Source organism: Labrenzia sp. THAF82, assembly GCF_009363435.1.
Classification (GTDB): Bacteria; Pseudomonadota; Alphaproteobacteria; order Rhizobiales; family Stappiaceae; genus Roseibium; species Roseibium porphyridii.
In genome coordinates this window covers 16403-34188 of sequence record NZ_CP045354.1, presented here as the reverse complement: position 1 = coordinate 34188, position 17786 = coordinate 16403, and the positions used below count along the sequence as shown (strand labels likewise).

The following is a 17786-nucleotide window of genomic DNA, read 5'->3' as shown; positions in this document are numbered from 1 at the left end:
GGGACCTCACTCTGCAGGTGTCATAAAGGTTTCGGGAAGGTCGTTCTCAACGCGCGCGGGTTTGCGACGCGCACCGCTGCCAAGGAGCGAAAACATTGCGATCACCGGAATACGTACGCCGTAGTGTACCGACCAGCGCACAAGCCGGAGCATGCCCCCAACAGGCGAGGCTCCGGTTAGTTTCCGGTTGTGCAGTGCTCTTGGAATGGAAAGGTCTGCAAACACCAGATCGCTCGACGCCTGGGCACACTTGGCAACTGTGTCGATGTAACCGGCCCCCACGAGAAGGCCTGTGGAACTTGCCCGTTGAGAAGCAATATTCACGCTGATGCCTTCTTCCGGGCCAAAGTCACCCATGTCTGTCGATGTACTGGTGTTTCGGCCTTGTTTTTGAGCTGGAAGCACCTTCAGGAGCCCCCGTTCGCCTAGCATGTTTCCGCTATGCGGCACCTTGTCGAAATGCATCAGAACACCGTTGGTGTTGGCCTCCACCAAAGTGACGGGAACAGTATCTTCGCCAAGTTTCAAAATGCCTTTGCGTTGAACACGTATACGAGGTGCTGTCCTGACTTCCTTGCGTTCCAGAATGGCTCCCAACGCTGCTCCGGTAACAATCAGGTTGAAGACATGCCAGATGCCCACCACGGACAGGAGAGCTGTTTGGCCAGGGTCATTTTCAAGGCGCCAAAACAGCACACCTGTTGTGGCCAGCATCAGCACAAACACGACGACATAAGGCCATGCCAGGACCGACAGTTGTTCCTTTTCAAGCGTTTCGCCTTTTGTGGTCACGTTGAATTTCGGGCTACGGGGATTGAGCAAAACCGAAATGATTGCCGGGAACAGGAAGATCGACTGGATGTACTCATAGAGTTCGGAGATCCAGGGCCATCTCAGCTTGCCGTAGAGGCCTGACTGGATGGTCACAACTGCCAGTATATAGGTGAGCGTATAGGCGAGAAATTCCTGAGGCGAGGCAATGTAGATCTTCATGCTGAATAGGATGAAGAGCAAGGGTGCCAGCAGGAAGACGAGCCTCGGAAAGGGAAACAGCCAAAAAAGTGCGCTTGAAACATACGCGACGCGCTGCATGAAGTTCAGACCCGGCTTGAAAAGCGGGTTCTTGAGAAGGAGTATTTGCAGCATTCCCCGACACCAGCGCGACCGCTGACCGATGAAGGAAGCAATCGTGTCTGGTTGAAGGCCGGCGATCATTGGACGGTCTACATAAGCGCTCTTCCAGCCACGGGAGTGCAGTTCCAATGCGGTTTCGCAGTCTTCCGTGATCGAGACGCCGGAGAACCCGCCGACCTCATTGAGAGCAGACCGGCGCAATACTGCCCCAGATCCGCAGAAGAACGTGGCGTCCCATTTGTCCAGACCCTTCTGGATCATGCCGTAGAACATGTCGTTTTCGGACGGCATGAAGTTGAAGGTGCGCAAGTTGCGCTCAACGGGATCGGGATTGAGGAAAAAGTGCGGTGTCTGAACCAGAAAAAGCTTGGGATCGGAGAAATAGGCCACTGTCTCGCGCAGGAATTCACGAGCCGGTGCATGGTCAGCATCAAAGACCACAACCAGATCACCCTCGGAACGTGACAAACCGTAGTTCAGGTTCCCCGCCTTTGCGTGTTCATTCCTTTCACGGGCCAGATAAGTTGCGCCGAGTTCGTCGCAAATGCGTTTCAGTGTTTCCGCCCGATCCCGGGCTTCGCGCGCAGCAGCTGGGTCGTAGGCATTCAGTTTCTGGTCCGTTGCACCGTCATCGAGCAGAAAGACCCTGAATTTGTCCACCGGATAGTCCATGTTTTTGGCCGCAGCGATCGTGCAGGCCACCAAGCCGGGATCTTCATTGTAACTTGGAATGAAAACATCAACGCTCGGGGCGTCTTCATCCCTTGTCAGAACCTTGCGTGGCCGTTGATAGCGATCCGACACGATAAGCGCGGACAGAAAGAACATGAGAATGCAGAAAAGCTCGGCGGCCAAAAGCAAAACGCCGGGCACGAAGTCTGCCAGATTTTCGATTGGTGGTACCGTTTGAGTAACGCGCCAATAGACGTAGCGGCCAACGATAATGCCGCCCAGGGAGAGAAAAATGACCCTCCCAAGAGTGCCGGGAATAGCCTTTGTAAATTGCATCGCGAGCAGTAGGAACAGCCCGAGAAACAGCTGCACCTCTACGGACAAAGGTAAGGTCGCAATGAAAAACATTGCAATGGTAGCCACAGTGGCGAACAAATACGCCAGAAACTTCAGCATTGTCCTAACTCCATACTTTTATTGTTTAATTTCGAGTTCCGGGGCGATGGAAATTGCCCTTTGAACGACGTTGATCAGCTCAGCCTGTGAACTGACTTCAAGTCTTTGCTGCGCCATTGCGATGTGATTGCGCGCAGTGTTGTAGCGAATGCCGATTTCCTCGGCGGCCTGCCGGACGCTCTTGCCGGCGATCAGTTGCTGTATGAGGCGCGCCTGTTGCAACGTCACACCGGCGGTTGCCTTGATCAGCAACGGATCCGCGTTGATGGGACTATCAGTCGAGGCAACGAGAATTTTTTTGGTGAAGTAGTTTCGAACCGGGTCGTCGTGTTTGTCTTCATCAGAAAATGAAGGCACCGGCTCTAACAAAAACTGCGTTCCTGTCGCTGTATGCAGAATGTGCCGCTGGGTTGAAGGCGAGCCTCGCAAAAGTCCGCGGACAGCCAATGTGTCGACGCTTGTTGTTGGGGAGAACCGGGCAAGAAGGTCAGCGGGTCCTGAGATCCTTCCATCAATGACCCTCAGGTCTTCACCGCTTTGCAACAAAGCTTCCGCAGCAGAGTTTTTTGTTAGAAGATATCCATTGCCATAGATGACCAATGCAGCATGTTTGATGTGCTTGATCCAATAATCAGAGCTTTTCAGGTCTATCCCGTTGAAGCCGAAAACGAGTTCTTCGGCATAGCTGCGAAAGCCCCCGAAAATATCTCCCATATAGGCAACAACACCTTGGAAGAGCTGCTCGGAGAAGCCGCAAGGAATGTGCGCAGTCAAAAAGAGCTGTAACCCGCTACCAAGATCAACGGAAAGAGCCGCAGCCCGATCAGTCTCCAAAACCGATTTTGCTGGGTCTTCGCTGCCGTTTTCCTGGATACAGCGCAGTACAACCGGATCGTGATACACCGGTGCGCAGATATCCCGTTTCAATGCAGCCAGTGTTTGTTTTTCTTGTTCAATGAGGAAACTTGCATCCCAGAGCCGTCCCGGGTCGTCTGTCGTAAACTGTGCTTCCACCGATTTTCGCAAGGAGTCGAAAACAAAGACGCTGAAGACGAGATACTCAAATCGTCTGGCGAGCATGTAGGGAAAGTCGAGTTTTTCGCGTGTACGACGGTCCTGTAAAAAACCGCCATAGGTGATGTCTTCTCCGAAATGCCGAGAACCGAAATACATTTGGTGCCCCCACCTAAGTAAAGCTGCCGTAGTCTGTTGTCTGTCTAAGTGGTCGCTTCTGTATGGCGACTGATAATTTTTGTTTTTGAATAAGTACGCCCCAGATGCCGGAGCGTTAAAAAAGTATTAACAAACTAATAGATCAAAGCTGCAGCTCTTGTCTTGGTGCAGTTGCATCAAAATTTGGGCATAGATGTATTATGGTTTACAAGTTTGTTTGATTTATTTGCGTTAGAAGTGCTGAAATCTTCAGGAAAAGGACTTGTCTAGTTCCCAGTTATCTAAAGAAAATTCGAATACAACCACCACTTAAACTCTGAGCTGCAGGAGGGGGTGTCGAATTTTGCAGTAATGCTGCAGTGCAATGCGAGTGTTATTCTTCCAAATATACGATGGCCCAGTCGAGTGTTCGGCAATGGATGAAATACTTTCGACAACAATTGGTACCGGCTACAAAAATAGTCTTGTGAACAAAAGAAATAAATTCTGCCCAAAAAGCATGCAGGGTTGAGTAAATAAAACACACGCTCCTACTATCGCATAAGTTTAAGTCGCGATTTCGTGATCATTTTTTTGAGAAACCCCGACCCCAGAGTTCAATTTCACCCGATTTCGCACCTTCCGACCAACATTTTGCACCAACTCTGGCAGGAGGCAGTTCAAAAACGTGATGGTTTCAAGTAAGACATGCAACCTGTCAACTCTCGGGAAGGTGGCATTGCCAGACAACGGTGTTTTGAATCTTGGAGATTTGGCGCGCCCGAGCGGTAATTGTTCGAACGCGTTGTTTGAGACACTGGAAGACTGGGAACACCAACTATCTAAGCTCCAAAGCGCTGATTTTGATGAGGGGCCGCAACCATGACTGCGCCTCATTCCCAAAATCTTCACCATGAGTTCAGGTCTTCCTCAGCCAAACCGAAAGCCAAACACAAGAAACGGATACCACCCATCTCTGTGCGATTTAGTGCTGATGAACGCGCATGGCTGGAAGACCGTGCGTCTGGGCAATCGCTAAGCGGCTACATTCGAGATGCGGTACTTGACGACGACAAGTCAAAGCGACGCAAAAGAAAAACTACACCCATCAGAGACTACCAAGCCCTTGCTCGCTTACTTGGCATGTTGGGGCGCTCTGAAATCGGCAGTGCGCTTTGCGGCATACTGCTTGCGATAGAGCTTGGTCGTTTAGAATTGGAAAATGAGGTTGAAGATGAGCTTCGCCAAGCCTGTGGCGACATCGCATATATGCGCAACGAACTGATAACTGCACTTGGCCTTCAAAGTGAGGGTCAATGATCCTTCATGGCAATCAGCGCGGAGGTTACAAAGACCTCGCTATGCATCTCATGAAGTCCGAAAACGAACGTGTTGTTGTCCATGAAATGCGCGGCTTTGTAGCTGATGATCTGCAAGGTGCGTTTCAAGAAAGCTATGCGGTTAGCCGCGGCACCCGCTGCAAACAGCATTTGTTTTCTCTCAGTCTTAACCCACCGAAAGAGGCTGATGTCAGCGCACGTGAATTTGAAGATGCGATTACGCGAGCCGAAAAGCGACTTGGTTTAGACGGGCAACCTCGGGCCATTGTCTTTCATGAAAAGCGCGGTGTTGATGGCGAGCTTCGCAAACATGCTCATGCTGTATGGTGTCGTATCGACACGGACACCATGAAAGCCGTTCAGTTATCACATACACACCGCAAACTGCGTGATGTTTCTCGCGAGCTCTATTTGAAGCATGATTGGTCGATGCCAGATGGCCTGCGTGATTCCAAACAACGCGACATCCGCAATATAACACTTGCAGAATGGCAACAAGCCAAACGCTCCGGGCATAACCCAAAACACATCAAGGCAATGTTTCAAGACAGTTGGTCGGCCTCTGACGGTCGTGCAGCATTTGGTGCGGCATTGCTGGAAAAAGGCTATGTGTTAGCACAAGGCAAACGCGGTCATGTCGCGGTGGACCATACAGGCGAAGTCTACCCCGTTTCCCGTTGGGTTGGCTTAAGGACGAAGGATGTTCGTGCGCGCTTGGGGGACATTGAAAATTTGCCATCTGTGGAGGCGGCTCAAAAACAAGCGTCCAGACTTATTGCTGATCGGCTACAAGAGCTGAAGGCGGAGCAAACGAGCGCTGCACGTTCAGCATTCACTAAAGCTGCAAAGGAGCGCGAGCGGCTGCATGCTGAAAGGATACGCGCGGAAGCCGCCCTGAGACAAAGCCAAGCCGAACGTCAAGCAACAGAACAAGCAGAGCGAGAGGCCCGGATTAGACGTGGCGTCATGGGCTTGATTGACCGCCTCACAGGACGGCGAAACCGCTTGCTCGCTGAAAACAGGAAGGATGTTCAACTCAAAGCTCTGCGGGACAAACGAGAACGCGAAGCACAGGAGCGCAAGCACAGCACCGCTCTACGCGATCTCCGGCAACAGAAACGCGAGTCCATACGCCCGCATGTCAAAGCAGCCCATGAGCTAAGAGAAGACATTCGAGCATTGAGGGGCGTCCAGCCTAAACCTCAAAAACCGTTGCGCACCCGGCGCAGAACACGGGCGCGTTCGCGCGACGGACCGGAACCGGGCTTCTAGCCCTTCCTCATTAGAGTTGCTTGTCTGTCCTGAATGCCTGATTTTCGGAGCCACCCCTCACCCTTGCAGGGGGTGCGACGACAAATCGGGCATGGGCCTGATTTTTGGTGAACCCTTTAAAACGTCCAAATGTATGGCATCTTATCAAGCTGCCGTACTATCGCCAGATGTCTGTATTATATGGATATTTTCGGGTCCAATTCTGGATATGCGTCCCTTACAGTTGCCTTTATGGGTCTTTTTGAGTATATTTATGGATATGAGCCTCAATGTGAAAACGCTGCATATTACACCTGAAATCTTATCACTCATCGCTGAACTGGATGAGTTTAAAGGCGCTTGGAAAGCACTTGGAACTCTAGCACCGGAGCGACTGTCGGCTCTGCGCCGTGTTGCGACTATCGAAAGCATCGGATCATCGACCCGAATTGAGGGTAGCAAACTCTCTGATCGTGACGTGGAACGCCTACTTTCCAAACTTGAAATAAAGGCTTTTGAGACCCGCGATGAACAGGAAGTCGCGGGCTATGCCGACGTCATGGAAACTATTTTCGGTGGAGCGGATGCGATTAACATCACCGAAAACCATATCATGCAGTTGCATCGCGATCTGCTCAAATACAGCGCCAAGGATGAATGGCATCGCGGAGCTTACAAAACCAATTCTAACCATGTCACCGCGTTTGATGCAGATGGCAAAGAGGTAGGCGTTGTCTTTGAGACAGCTTCTCCATTTGACACGCCGCGCTTCATGGCGGAACTCGTTGAATGGACGCGAGCGGCGCTGGACGAAAAGACTCTGCACCCGCTTTTGGTGATTGCTGTCTTTGCGGTCGTCTTTCTTGAAATCCATCCGTTTCAAGATGGTAATGGAAGACTATCGCGAGTCCTGACAACGTTACTCTTATTGCGTAGCGGTTATGTCTATGTGCCCTATAGCTCGTTGGAAAGTGTTATCGAGCAAACGAAAGAAAGCTACTACATCGCTCTACGGCGTACCCAAGGCACCATCCGAACCGACAGTCCCAACTGGCAACCTTGGACTGAATATTTCTTGCGGTCAGTACAAACGCAAAAGCGCCATTTGGAAAAAAAGATTGAACGAGAGCGAATTGTCATGAAAACGCTCCCGGAGCTGTCAGTTCAAATTTTGGAACTAGCCAAGGAACATGGACGTATAACCAATGGTGAGATTGTACGGGTCACGGGAGCAAACCGAAACACCGTCAAAAAACACTTGCAAGCCTTGGTTGATGCCCGACATCTGACTAAGCACGGCGTTGGAAAGGGAACATGGTATGCAAGAATTTAGGAAGCAGAAACGCGGAGAGCTATAAAAAATCTCTGTATTTCAATATTTTAAAGAGGTTGGGCGAACTACAGGAAACAAAAATATCTAGATTTTTTGTTCCTGTTGTGTTCTAAATAAACTATGGCGCAGAATTCACAAATTGAATGGACTGATGCAACTTGGAACCCGATTACTGGTTGCACAAAAGTCGGACCCGGCTGCGACAACTGCTATGCTGAGCGTTTTGCTGAACGCTGGAGAGGCATTCCCGGGCATCCTTACGAGCAAGGCTTCGATTTACGGCTTTGGCCAGAGCGGCTAGTTCAGCCACTTCGCTGGAAGAAGCCACGAATGATTTTTGTGAATTCGATGAGTGACTTGTTCCACAAACAGGTTGATCGAGCTTTTATTGATAAAGTATTTGACGTGATGGAAGAAGCTGAATGGCATGTATTTCAAGTGTTGACCAAGCGCAGCAGCTTGATGCGGGATTATGTCTGCACCCGATATCAGAATAAGGCCGTTCCTAGCAACATATGGTTGGGTGTTTCAGTCGAAGATACAGCACATACTAGTCGGATCCAGCACCTAAAGCAGGTCAACTCGCCAGCGCGTTTCATTTCGTTTGAGCCTCTGTTAGGTGCTGTGGGCGATATCGATCTGCGCGGCATAGCATGGGCAATTGTTGGAGGAGAAAGCGGCCCCAAAGCACGACCGATGCATGAATCTTGGGCGCTAGAAATCAAGGCAATATGTCAACGTGATGGTACAGAGTTCTTTTTCAAGCAATGGGGTGGACCACGACCTAAATCAGGTGGACGTTTGTTGGAAGGCGAAGAATGGAATGGCTTCCCTTGGCAAATTGTTCCCAAGCCTATTCTTGATAGGCTTGCCAATTAGCCGGAGTTTATATGCCAAAGAATTTTCAGTGGGCTCCGGGAGGAGCACTTCCAAGCATTGAAGAGCATTCGCTAAGGAAACTCGCAGTTCTAAAGAATTATCTGGACGTGTATTTTGACACTGTGGTTCCCGACCCAAGAACTGATCGTTTAAACATAACTTTGGTTGATGGGTTTTGTGGAGGCGGACTTTACAAGAATGGTCTTCAGGAAACACCTGGCAGTCCTCTTGTTTTGCTAAATTCAGTTGAAGCCGCCAGAGAGAGACTCAACGAAGGACGTGAAAAGCCGCTAGAGATCAATGCGCGTTTCTTTTTTGTCGACGAAAATACAGATCATGTCGAATCCTTAAGACAACAAATTAGGAACGCGGGATTTGGCGATGAAATCGGGCAATCAATCAACCTGATCAATGGTGACTTCGCTGCCGAGCTGCCGGGAATACTAGAGGTAATTAATACCGGGCAACGCGCTGGACGATCAATCTTTGTCCTTGATCAATTTGGATATTCCGATGTTCCAATGCAGGCAATCAACTCGATATTTACTCAACTCAATCGGCCCGAGGTTCTACTGACATTTGCTATCGATAGCATGTTGAACTATCTGCGCGCTGAATCAGCCGCTCTTGAGACTTACCGACAGTTTGGTGTCGATAACGCCTTTATCGAAGAATGGAACGCCAATAAAGAAGATGATGCATTGGGCCGTGCAGTTACCCAGCGAATGGTCATGTGTAATATTCAAAGCCTGAGCGGTGCTGAGTTTTTCACGCCATTTATGCTTTGGTCACCGACAGACAATCGATGGATGATGTTTGCACATTTGTCCCGACATCAGGCCGCGCGCGATAAGATGCTGGGAGTTCATTGGAATGCTCAAAACAGTTTCAGGCATATTGGTCAAGGAAGCTTGTTCTCACTCGGCTTCGATGCACGGTTAATTCAGTCTAAAGACGCGCTCTTCAATTTTGGCGATCAGGACAAAAAAACTCTCAAAAACGAGCTTCTAAATGTCCTGCCAAACGAAATTCGGACACACATGATCGACGATCATGTTTCGTTGGAAACGCTACTCTCAAGAATTGGCAACAAGACAGCTGCAACTAACGAAGACTTATTGAACGCAATTGAGGAGCTCGTCGGATACCGCGATCTCAACGTTGTCAATTCTCAGGGCGTTACTAAGCGCGCAGGCTCTCGCATCACCTTATCCGACGGGTTGATTGTTCCCCGGCAAACAGATTTCTTTCGTAGCTAGGGGCTGTTTGTGGTCAATGTAATAACGAGCTCTCGATCGACCCTTGACGAATGGGAAGATGGGGTATGCAGTCATTGTTTTGATGATAAAGACCTTCAACAACGAATTGTCGGATACAAACTTTCAGGGTATTGCAAATATTGCGACGAATATCGGGAAGAAGTCGCTCCGTTTAGAGAGATTGCTGATTTTGTAGGTGAACGTATGGCCACATTTTATGGCCTTGCCGTAGAGCAACTCCCCTATGAAAGTAGAGAAGGCGGCTACCAAGGTTGGCATGTCGATACGGCGGAGTGCTTGTTTGATTGCATTGGCCTCGGCTTAGAAGCCCACAATTCTGATCTCCTTGCCGATGATCTCATCTGCCACATAGGAGATGATGCGTGGTGCGACTTTGATTGGCTCTCGCTCGAGTATGATGCCAGCCTCCAGTTTAGTTGGGAACAGTTTTGCGCTTCAACGAAAGGATCGAGGCGGTTCTTCTTTCAAAATATTGGTGATGAAGGCAGCGGTCACCCCGATGACCGTTCAAACATTCAATTTTTGAATGAGGTTGCCGCCGCAATCGAGCATCACAAACTGATAAAGCAATTTGATATTGGATACACACTTTTCCGCGCTCGCGAGAACACGAACGGTCCATTCACGACTGCTGCTGAGCTCGGTCCGCCGCCGATAGAGTTTTCACGACAATCCAACCGTATGAACCCGCCCGGGATATCTATGTTTTACGGTGCTGAAACTTTCGAGTTAGCGACTGCTGAAGCCCGATCAGAAAATGCAACGGTAGGACGTTTCGAAACCGTCAGACGGATACAAATTGTCGACCTTGCGGATCTACCGAAAGTACCCGGGTTTTTCTCTGAGGCTACGCGCAAAGAAAGACTGAGCCTTGCTTTTCTCCAAACATTTTCGCAAAAAGTCGCGGAACCAGTTGCACGCGATGATCGTGTACACATTGACTATGTGCCAACACAAATCGTAACTGAATTTCTGCGTGATTTCCAATTTGGCAGCGGAACAATTGACGGAATCCGTTACGTCACTTCTTTGGGTTTAGAAGGTGCCAACACTGTACTTTTTGCTACGCAGGCAAATGTATCTGATCCTCAGAATGTGAATCGCAATGATGGGTGCATGCTAGTCTTACGTTCTATTCATCAGTTTGATGTCACTTCGCAAGAAAGAGATCAGCAAAGACAAAACTGATCTGATGCTCAAATACTCCGTGCATTCGCCTTGGCAGGGGGGTGAAACGGGGGGCGGCACGCACCCCTCGAACGAGGTCCTACCGAGTGAGCAAGGGCGTGGTCCTACCACGCACACCTTGCGTGCAACGCAAATATCAAATGTGATGACTTTGATTAGACCCAAAATTGCAACATGTTGCTTAGAAATTGACAAACCCATGGCGTCAATACGGCGCCTCAGAATTATTAGAATTCCCAGTCGCAGGGCCATCAATACCAAAAAGCCAACACCGTCACGTCATAATTTTAGAGTGTTGGCACCAACTATTGATTGGCTTTAAGGTTCATTAAGCGAGCTGAAGTGCCGCCTCGGGTTTCGTGAAATTGATGCGCTTCCACTCCGCGCGCCTCCAATATTAAAGCATAGGCACGTAAGAATTCTATCGTCTGGTGATCTCCAAATGTTTGCGAGAGACCGAGAAGGCTAGCGCGACATCTCTGTCCCTCACTGACAATGATTTGTAGTTCTAGCTCGCGGGCCTTCATACGGTTTTCGAGGTTTTTAAGCTCCGTCGCAGCCCGAACTCCCAATTGCTCATCTGTGTCCTCCAAACCCGCAATCAAGCGATGTTGAGACTGAAGCGTTAACAGTGAGTTGATGGTATTGAACCCAAGGTGAACCTCTTTTAACAGCGCTGAATTCCGATCAATGTCTTCGCGTATAGCTACGGTAGAATCTAGCAATTCACGGCGGGCAATTTCGATTTCCTTAAGATGGCGGGAATGCCTCACGCCCAAGAAGAATATTATCACCGCAGCAGAAAGTGCAATTAGCGATAGCACAGCCGCCATAAAACCCAATCCAAGACCGACGATGTCGGGTATCGAGAATCCTAGGATTTGCACTTCATTCAACATGGTCTGAAGCCAGCTCAAAAATCTCTTGTATGTCTGCGTCCGCCCGTTTTTGCCATTTTCGAGTGCCGTACGTTGCACAAAACTGGTCAATCTTCGACCAAAACTGTCCCCGCTGATGTGCCGAATACAAAATCATATTTCTTCGGCGAGGTTGTGCAACGATGTCTTCTAATATCAATTTTGCGGCCAAGACTAAGCCAGTTGTCATATATTTATCAGTCGCCTCCATAGAAAACGTTTTTTCATCGAGACCTGGCTCAAGCGCCATATCCACAAACATCAATGCGCTGGCAAAGTAGTTCTGGTCCGCCAATATTGAATTGAGTGCGCCTGTAGCATCAAAAAACTGGACAACATCAAAGCCCGCTATTCGTAATGCTGATGCCATGATTTCGGAAAAGTGCGGTTCCTCATCAATGACCACAGCTATTTTATTGTTATTGTCCAAGCCAGATTTCCTCTACTATGATGTTGGAACTAAGATTCTGAAGACTGCGCCTTCCCCTGCGTGATTTGGCCCAAGATATAGCAAGTCGCCATCATAAGCTTGTAGTCCACGCCTGCTAACACACAGGCCGAGCCCATTTCCCCGAGTTGCTTCTCTAAGTGCGTTTCGAGCTCTAAAACCTTCCTTGAACAGCGATGCTGTGTCCGATGGATCGATACCGATACCTTCATCTACAACATCAAACTTCATGAAACCGTTTTTGACCGTCCAACCAAAATCAATGCAGGGCTGTGTTTCGCGCTTAGTGTACTTTATCGAATTCTCGACAAGATTTCTTAATGCCAAATAGAAAGTTCTTTGCGGTATTCTCAACGGTGGCATTTGTGAAAACACTGAAGAAAATCTTGCTTCGCCGAAGAAAGTTATCTTGGGTTTTTGTCTTCCATAATTTCGAGATAGGTAGTCAAGAGATTGATAAATCCGCATTATAACATCAACGAACGGTTTATCGCAGTCTGGCAAATCTCTACCTGACGCCCCCACGACACCGTCAGAAAACTCAGCAACGGTTTGTAATTGGAACGCCATACCATCTTGAACCGCGAAAAAGTCGCGCTCAAATATGGTGATCAAACCATCCAGTTCGACTAAACGCCTCCTGGCATTTGCAGGATCGCTATTACTGGAAACGATTTTCTGTGCAATTTGAGCGAATTGACGCCTGAAAAGCTGAACTCGTAACTTCAGAGTTGAGAGATCAGTTACAAAGCCATGGGTTGACTTTTCTTGATCATGAACCACGCTAAGAACTCGGATATATCTTGCTCCAAGCACTGCTAGATACTCACAAAAATGCTCCAAAAAGTGTAGATCTATCAAAGATATAGGGTTGAATATTCCGTTCCGCCTAGTATTTACTATTCTTAAAACACCCACTCGTCCATTTGCTTCCGCCTCCGCGCCATAGCTTTCAAACAAGCGTGTCTTCAAACCATCTCGAACATCAATCGGTAAGAACATTCGATTTCTTGTAAAATCGACCCCTTCTCCATTTGTATTAGGCTTGAGGCTTTTGCCTCTCGGAGCCCATTCAGAGAGATTTTTTCCTGAATCAAAACAGCGGCGAACCCATGATTTTGAGGAGGCATGATATTTAATGTCTGCTCTTCGCAATCCTCCAACTTTAAGCCTGGAAATTCCCGTTGTAGCCCCTAAAACCAAGCTATCAGATTGATAATCATAATAAAATGCTGATGCTGCTTCATACCCAAAGAATGCACGCAAGCCTTCGGTAATTGCTTTGTGAAAGAAACTGCTGATATCACTTGTCTGAAGTGACATTGCAACTACATAGTCGCGCGATTCCAATATTTTATATTGCAGGTATTCTGAGAGCGCTCTATTTGTTTCACTTACTATTTTACTTTTATCTTTACTTGAAATTTTTCTACGCGATCTAACACTAATTCTTATTGGGAATTTTTGATCACCCAACCCTGTAATAGTAGCACTTAAAGCCTGATCCGTAGATTTTTCTATTTCTCTTATACAATCATAATACTGCTTGTTTTGTGATCCTTCAAAGAAGGCGAACATAATTGAAGGTGAAGGTGAGTCAACAAAGTCTGGACATTTTGCAGTTACAATAAGGTGCTGCAATCCATATTTATCGCGTAGACGTTCGGACAACTCATTAAAGTAGTCATCAAATCTCGGTACAGAATTTATCTTTCTAGCGCTCTGAGACGCATGCGAGTTATTTTTGGTCAAATTATCTACTTAACTGCACAAATTAGAATTTATACAAATTTGAATTTTTCCTCCGTTCGAGTCAAGCGTTTGCCTAATAAACTTGCTTGTCTTTCTACGCTGGAATCCGACATTTGCACACTTGCAGCGAATATTTACTTCGTACGTTTCACCGACCTAGCGACTAAACGTCTTATTAAATTACCGATCGGTACAGTGTCATCCGCGAAACGCCAAACCTCTTGGCGATGTGGGTTCTTGAATAACGCTCTGCTTTGATCATCCGCTTGGCTTCTATGACTTGTTGCTCGCTCAGTGCGCGCGGACGGCCCAACTGCCTTCCTGCGTTGCGTGCCGCGTCTAATCCGCAGGTCGTATTCTCGACGATGATATCCCGCTGGAACTCCGCGAAGGCGGCAAAGACATGATAGATTAGCTTCCCTCCGCTGGTCGTTGTGTCAATTCCTTCCGATAACGAAACGAGACCGATTTCATGAGTGCGGAAATGCACTAACAGGTCTGAAAGATGCTGAACGGATCGCCCTAGTCTATCCAACCTATAAATCACCAAAGTATCGTTAGGCCGAAGCTCTGCCAGCAATTGATCTAAGCCATCGCGATTGGATTTCGCCCCGCTTACTTTGTCTTCAAATATCCGGTCCACATTAACGGCATTTAACGCATCGCGCTGCGCTCGCAGCTTCTGGTCTTTAGTGGAAACACGGGCATAACCATAGATGCGCCCTGTCCGACCTTCCAGTTGGTTCATCAACATCGCTGCCCTCCGAATGGTATTCGTTTGAGCGTCGCAATAACGATCCTTTTTGTGGCAGCGTGCTTGAAGTGTTGAATCCTGATTTCAGATCGCCAAAAGGGCGGAAATGAGTCAGAACATGCGGTTTTTGATGTATCCATCGAATTTTGCCTTTCTTGTAACAGAATTGATCGACAATGTTACAAGTAAAGACGCTGGCGTTATCAAGCCTGATCGCCCTTTACGCCACACAAGCGTATACCCAAAGCCAGCCGGAACCGTCACCGCAAATGGCTGAATTCTTCGCATTTGATCGAGAAGCTCAAGAAGCTTTCATTGGCAATGGCATCAACATGATCGGCGTAGTCGCCTCGCAAACTGCATCGGACATCGCGCGTTGCATGAACACGTGGTACTCCGCTGACCCTGAAACGCAGCAGGCCAAACATACGGAAATCATCAATACGATGCAGCGCTTGCCCCAATATCAGCCTGCCGCCGTCGTGTTGGCGGTTGTTGAGAAACATTGCGGGAAGTTTGAGCGGGATGAGTAACACTTAAATCTCAGGGACAGCGATTGCGGTAGGGTCGACGCTTAGTGCTGTTTCTCGCGCTATGCCGTCGCTCTTGAGAAGTGTGTAGTCGTTCTCTGTCTGCGCGACGATCCCTTCAATCTCCTCCTCCAACGCGTGGAGACGGTCGCGGCTAGGATTGTCTTCCGAAAGCTCTTCGCGGATATGACCTAAATGGATTTCGTTCGTGCGGGTGCGATCCAGAACGTCAAAAGCAACATCGGCTCGCTCTTGCTGCGCCCCAATGGTTTCCAGGTCTGGCTCATCGCCGCGCCAGATGATCGTTGCGGCATCTTCTTCCCCGATGCGGCCTCCGCTTCCTATGGCATAGACATACCCGTCTTCTGAGCGAGCAACCAACGTACCGTCGGGCAATTGCGCAACCTGCGAAAGGAGGTCATCGAGCCTCGCCTGTTCGGCTTCAAAGCGCTCGGTCGCTAGCGTGATCAAGTCTTCGACGGCGGCTTCTGCTTCGCCCAAGCGCCCATAGGTACGCGAGAGCAATTTATCATAAGGAATCGTGGTCAGAATGATGTCCAACGCATCGCTGCCAGCATCCTTGTCGCGCTTATTGATCGGAAGAGCGTCTGAGCCAAGACCCGCAAGCTGGCTTGCATTTCGGCCATTGTCGAAACCCGAGCGCGCAGCGTTCAAGCCATCAAGCTCTATGGCCTGACGTTCATCGGCAAGATCGCGTGATCTGTCATTAAAATCAGCTAGATAGCTGCGCATACGCCCTCGTTGTTTTGATACTCTATTGTACCAAATTTCAAAGGCGTGATGCAAATTTTCGCTCAAAAACGTACCAATGCCATTGAGGCTCACGGGTAGCCTTGTGCTAATCATGGCCATAGTTTGCGAGGTTTAGTATTTTGGCACGTATCTTTAGCAGGAAATATCACGGCACGGCGTCGCTGCATGCAGGGATAATACCAATCTTTAAAGCCAGTGCTTAGCAAATGGTTTCTATGAGGATGAGCGTTTGTGAGTGATACCTATAAATTAGAAGACTTTCATGTAGTAGTTCCGGCGCAATATCCGCGCCAGAACGGCTTATTGAACGCTATATTAGAAAGTATTATCAAAGAATGCGTAGCGGAAGAAACTATTTTTGATAATAAAAGTGATACAATTTTTGATGCGTGGAAGATAACAGCGGACAAAGGAGAAGCATTGCGCAAAATTTTGTTGAAAGCACAAGATTTAATGGTTGGAACCTATGATTACAATTATGAAGATTCAAAATATGAAGCAGAGTACGAATCCTTTAGAGAAATAATGGATGAATTATTTTTTAATTCAAAGAAAAGTATTGATGAAATAGAAGAATACTGCCTTAATATAAAGAAAGGAATGAGATTAATATTTGAAATAAATAGAATTACATCGAAAATGGCAATAGAAAAGGGATTTGATCCGCCAGAACTCTCTGTGCCCAAACAGCGACAACCAAAAGAGAAAAAGATAACGCCAATATTTGAGGGTGAACTCAATCGGAGAAGTCTCTCCACGGCGTTGAAAGCGGTTATGCAGGAGAAAGGATTATCTGTCCGCAAAGCTGCTGATGCGGCTAATATTGGGGCAGGAGAAATCCAAAGGATAGGACGTGAAGAAGCTACATTGGATAAGGCCGCTGAAGTCCTATCCGAACTTGGATACGAACTGCATGTTGAAGTCCGTAGGATAGATTCAGATGTTCTCGCCGATGAAGATGAGCCTGTGCCGTAACAGAAAACATCTAAAAAAACAGACACTTATTTTTCCGTATAGAAATTTGTATACGAACGGTTGACTTGTATAGAAATTCGACTACACTCTGATGATGTGGTCGTGGGATGCTCTACATCCCGCATTTCTCACGAACTGCACAAAGTCTGAATCAATAGACTCTTAGCAGCACTGCCGATCCCTCAACTCGGCAGCGAATGATGAAGCACGCCAAACTTCGGGGCATGCCCGTGTTGGTGAAAGGAGAATTGCGTCATGTCGCAAGGCAATCACCCAAGGCGAGGCATTGATGGCCCCACCATTTTTTGCGGCGGTTTGTCGGCAATGGGCACACTCGTCCTAGCGCCACGTTTCATGTCGTTAACTGCTGATCTGATCCACGGCGAACTTGTTAGAAGCTACGGCGCTGACATGGCGGATTTCGGCCTGCTGGTGAATGCCGGAGCAACCTTTGTCGTCACCTATTTCGGGCTGCTCCTCACTCTCCAACTCTGCCTTCGCCTACTGATCAGGAAGATCGGTCACGCGACAAGGAGAACTCGCCCCCATCATTGGCACTGACAACCTAGGAGAAGGACAATGTCTAATACGACCTATCACCACGAACGGCTGAACACGCTGGGCCAAGTAAAGAAGTTTGCGCTTCAGGCGGCTGTGACATCGGGTCTAGCAACCGTCGGATTACTTACACTCGCCGGAAACGCCAACGCCCCGGCCTCCGGTGACATTGCCAGCTTGGGATGGGTGGCCTTGGCAGCAACCCTTGTTTCAGGCGCTGTCTACAAAATGATCCCGGTGAAAATTATCCAGATCACAGTGACCACTGGAACACGGGTGCGCGTTCAATAGGACGCGCACTCACCAAATCCTCAACTGTCCTTAAACACGGAGAAAGAGCAATGCCAAGGCTGAATGTAAGAGTACCGCGCAATACCAAAGTGTATCGGTCAG

General features: G+C 48.4%; 17 protein-coding genes. 10 read left to right on the top strand and 7 right to left on the bottom strand.

Annotation, left to right across the window (positions count from 1 at the left end; translation table 11 throughout):
* Window positions 1-6: 6 nt before the first annotated feature.
* Together bcsA and FIV00_RS00150 are read right to left on the bottom strand one after the other, a co-directional pair.
* Complete coding sequence (gene bcsA, locus FIV00_RS00155; RefSeq protein WP_152498919.1) at window positions 7-2262, bottom strand: UDP-forming cellulose synthase catalytic subunit; 2256 nt, start codon at window positions 2260-2262, stop codon at window positions 7-9.
* A gap of 18 nt (window positions 2263-2280) precedes the next feature.
* Window positions 2281-3435, bottom strand: coding sequence for a LuxR C-terminal-related transcriptional regulator (locus tag FIV00_RS00150; protein WP_152498918.1), 1155 nt, complete (start codon window positions 3433-3435; stop codon window positions 2281-2283).
* Between the two features lie 861 nt (window positions 3436-4296).
* Between FIV00_RS00150 and FIV00_RS00145 the strand changes: the two genes are divergently transcribed.
* From FIV00_RS00145 to FIV00_RS00120, 6 genes are all read left to right on the top strand, one after another.
* On the top strand, window positions 4297-4734 hold the full coding sequence (locus FIV00_RS00145; protein ID WP_152498917.1) for a hypothetical protein: 438 nt from the start codon (window positions 4297-4299) through the stop codon (window positions 4732-4734).
* A 50-nt stretch (window positions 4735-4784) separates the two neighbouring features.
* Window positions 4785-6026 (top strand): relaxase/mobilization nuclease domain-containing protein, encoded by a 1242-nt coding sequence (locus tag FIV00_RS00140; protein WP_152498916.1) that lies wholly within the window; start codon window positions 4785-4787, stop codon window positions 6024-6026.
* A gap of 91 nt (window positions 6027-6117) precedes the next feature.
* Window positions 6118-7338, top strand: coding sequence for a Fic family protein (locus FIV00_RS00135; RefSeq protein WP_247649313.1), 1221 nt, complete (start codon window positions 6118-6120; stop codon window positions 7336-7338).
* 120 nt (window positions 7339-7458) lie between these two features.
* Window positions 7459-8217 carry a DUF5131 family protein gene (locus FIV00_RS00130; RefSeq protein ID WP_152498915.1) on the top strand — a complete coding sequence of 253 codons (759 nt, stop codon included), beginning with the start codon at window positions 7459-7461 and terminating at the stop codon, window positions 8215-8217.
* 11 nt (window positions 8218-8228) lie between these two features.
* Window positions 8229-9476 carry a three-Cys-motif partner protein TcmP gene (locus FIV00_RS00125; protein WP_152498914.1) on the top strand — a complete coding sequence of 416 codons (1248 nt, stop codon included), beginning with the start codon at window positions 8229-8231 and terminating at the stop codon, window positions 9474-9476.
* 9 nt (window positions 9477-9485) lie between these two features.
* Window positions 9486-10685: a HEPN-associated N-terminal domain-containing protein gene (locus FIV00_RS00120; RefSeq protein ID WP_152498913.1), complete on the top strand. Its 1200-nt coding sequence runs from the start codon at window positions 9486-9488 to the stop codon at window positions 10683-10685.
* 305 nt (window positions 10686-10990) lie between these two features.
* Here FIV00_RS00120 and FIV00_RS00115 read toward each other — a convergent pair whose 3' ends face one another.
* The 4 genes from FIV00_RS00115 to FIV00_RS00100 all read right to left on the bottom strand — a co-directional run bounded on the left by FIV00_RS00115 (window position 10991) and on the right by FIV00_RS00100 (window position 14556).
* Entirely contained in the window at window positions 10991-11584 is a 594-nt protein-coding gene (locus FIV00_RS00115; protein WP_152498912.1) for a hypothetical protein, read from the bottom strand.
* A complete protein-coding gene (locus tag FIV00_RS00110) occupies window positions 11574-12032 on the bottom strand; it encodes a hypothetical protein (protein WP_152498911.1) in 459 nt (152 codons plus the stop codon). The genes FIV00_RS00115 and FIV00_RS00110 overlap by 11 nt, the downstream gene beginning before the upstream one ends.
* Before the next feature lie 15 nt (window positions 12033-12047).
* Window positions 12048-13802, bottom strand: coding sequence for a sensor histidine kinase KdpD (locus tag FIV00_RS00105; RefSeq protein ID WP_152498910.1), 1755 nt, complete (start codon window positions 13800-13802; stop codon window positions 12048-12050).
* A 175-nt stretch (window positions 13803-13977) separates the two neighbouring features.
* Window positions 13978-14556: a recombinase family protein gene (locus tag FIV00_RS00100; RefSeq protein ID WP_152498909.1), complete on the bottom strand. Its 579-nt coding sequence runs from the start codon at window positions 14554-14556 to the stop codon at window positions 13978-13980.
* Window positions 14557-14732: 176 nt separating this feature from the next.
* Between FIV00_RS00100 and FIV00_RS00095 the strand changes: the two genes are divergently transcribed.
* On the top strand, window positions 14733-15089 hold the full coding sequence (locus FIV00_RS00095) for a hypothetical protein (RefSeq protein ID WP_152498908.1): 357 nt from the start codon (window positions 14733-14735) through the stop codon (window positions 15087-15089).
* Window positions 15090-15092: 3 nt separating this feature from the next.
* Here the strand turns inward: FIV00_RS00095 and FIV00_RS00090 are convergent, their stop codons facing one another.
* Window positions 15093-15839 carry a hypothetical protein gene (locus FIV00_RS00090; protein ID WP_152498907.1) on the bottom strand — a complete coding sequence of 249 codons (747 nt, stop codon included), beginning with the start codon at window positions 15837-15839 and terminating at the stop codon, window positions 15093-15095.
* A 252-nt stretch (window positions 15840-16091) separates the two neighbouring features.
* Between FIV00_RS00090 and FIV00_RS00085 the strand changes: the two genes are divergently transcribed.
* From FIV00_RS00085 to FIV00_RS00075, 3 genes are all read left to right on the top strand, one after another.
* Window positions 16092-16835 carry a hypothetical protein gene (locus tag FIV00_RS00085; RefSeq protein ID WP_152498906.1) on the top strand — a complete coding sequence of 248 codons (744 nt, stop codon included), beginning with the start codon at window positions 16092-16094 and terminating at the stop codon, window positions 16833-16835.
* 255 nt (window positions 16836-17090) lie between these two features.
* Window positions 17091-17396 carry a hypothetical protein gene (locus FIV00_RS00080; protein WP_152498905.1) on the top strand — a complete coding sequence of 102 codons (306 nt, stop codon included), beginning with the start codon at window positions 17091-17093 and terminating at the stop codon, window positions 17394-17396.
* Between the two features lie 18 nt (window positions 17397-17414).
* A complete protein-coding gene (locus tag FIV00_RS00075; RefSeq protein ID WP_152498904.1) occupies window positions 17415-17684 on the top strand; it encodes a hypothetical protein in 270 nt (89 codons plus the stop codon).
* The last annotated feature ends 102 nt before the right edge of the window (window positions 17685-17786 follow it).

Bases quoted from the DNA above. Each gene is read 5' to 3' on its own strand.
- FIV00_RS00125 (WP_152498914.1), top strand. From the start codon at position 8,229: ATGCCAAAGAATTTTCAGTGGGCTCCGGGAGGAGCACTTCCAAGCATT.
- FIV00_RS00130 (WP_152498915.1), top strand. From the start codon at position 7,459: ATGGCGCAGAATTCACAAATTGAATGGACTGATGCAACTTGGAACCCG.
- FIV00_RS00115 (WP_152498912.1), bottom strand. From the start codon at position 11,584: ATGTTGAATGAAGTGCAAATCCTAGGATTCTCGATACCCGACATCGTC.
- FIV00_RS00135 (WP_247649313.1), top strand. From the start codon at position 6,118: ATGGGCCTGATTTTTGGTGAACCCTTTAAAACGTCCAAATGTATGGCA.
- bcsA (WP_152498919.1), bottom strand. From the start codon at position 2,262: ATGCTGAAGTTTCTGGCGTATTTGTTCGCCACTGTGGCTACCATTGCA.
- FIV00_RS00090 (WP_152498907.1), bottom strand. From the start codon at position 15,839: ATGCGCAGCTATCTAGCTGATTTTAATGACAGATCACGCGATCTTGCC.
- FIV00_RS00095 (WP_152498908.1), top strand. From the start codon at position 14,733: ATGTTACAAGTAAAGACGCTGGCGTTATCAAGCCTGATCGCCCTTTAC.
- FIV00_RS00145 (WP_152498917.1), top strand. From the start codon at position 4,297: ATGACTGCGCCTCATTCCCAAAATCTTCACCATGAGTTCAGGTCTTCC.
- FIV00_RS00100 (WP_152498909.1), bottom strand. From the start codon at position 14,556: ATGTTGATGAACCAACTGGAAGGTCGGACAGGGCGCATCTATGGTTAT.
- FIV00_RS00080 (WP_152498905.1), top strand. From the start codon at position 17,091: ATGTCGCAAGGCAATCACCCAAGGCGAGGCATTGATGGCCCCACCATT.
- FIV00_RS00150 (WP_152498918.1), bottom strand. From the start codon at position 3,435: ATGTATTTCGGTTCTCGGCATTTCGGAGAAGACATCACCTATGGCGGT.
- FIV00_RS00140 (WP_152498916.1), top strand. From the start codon at position 4,785: ATGAAGTCCGAAAACGAACGTGTTGTTGTCCATGAAATGCGCGGCTTT.
- FIV00_RS00075 (WP_152498904.1), top strand. From the start codon at position 17,415: ATGTCTAATACGACCTATCACCACGAACGGCTGAACACGCTGGGCCAA.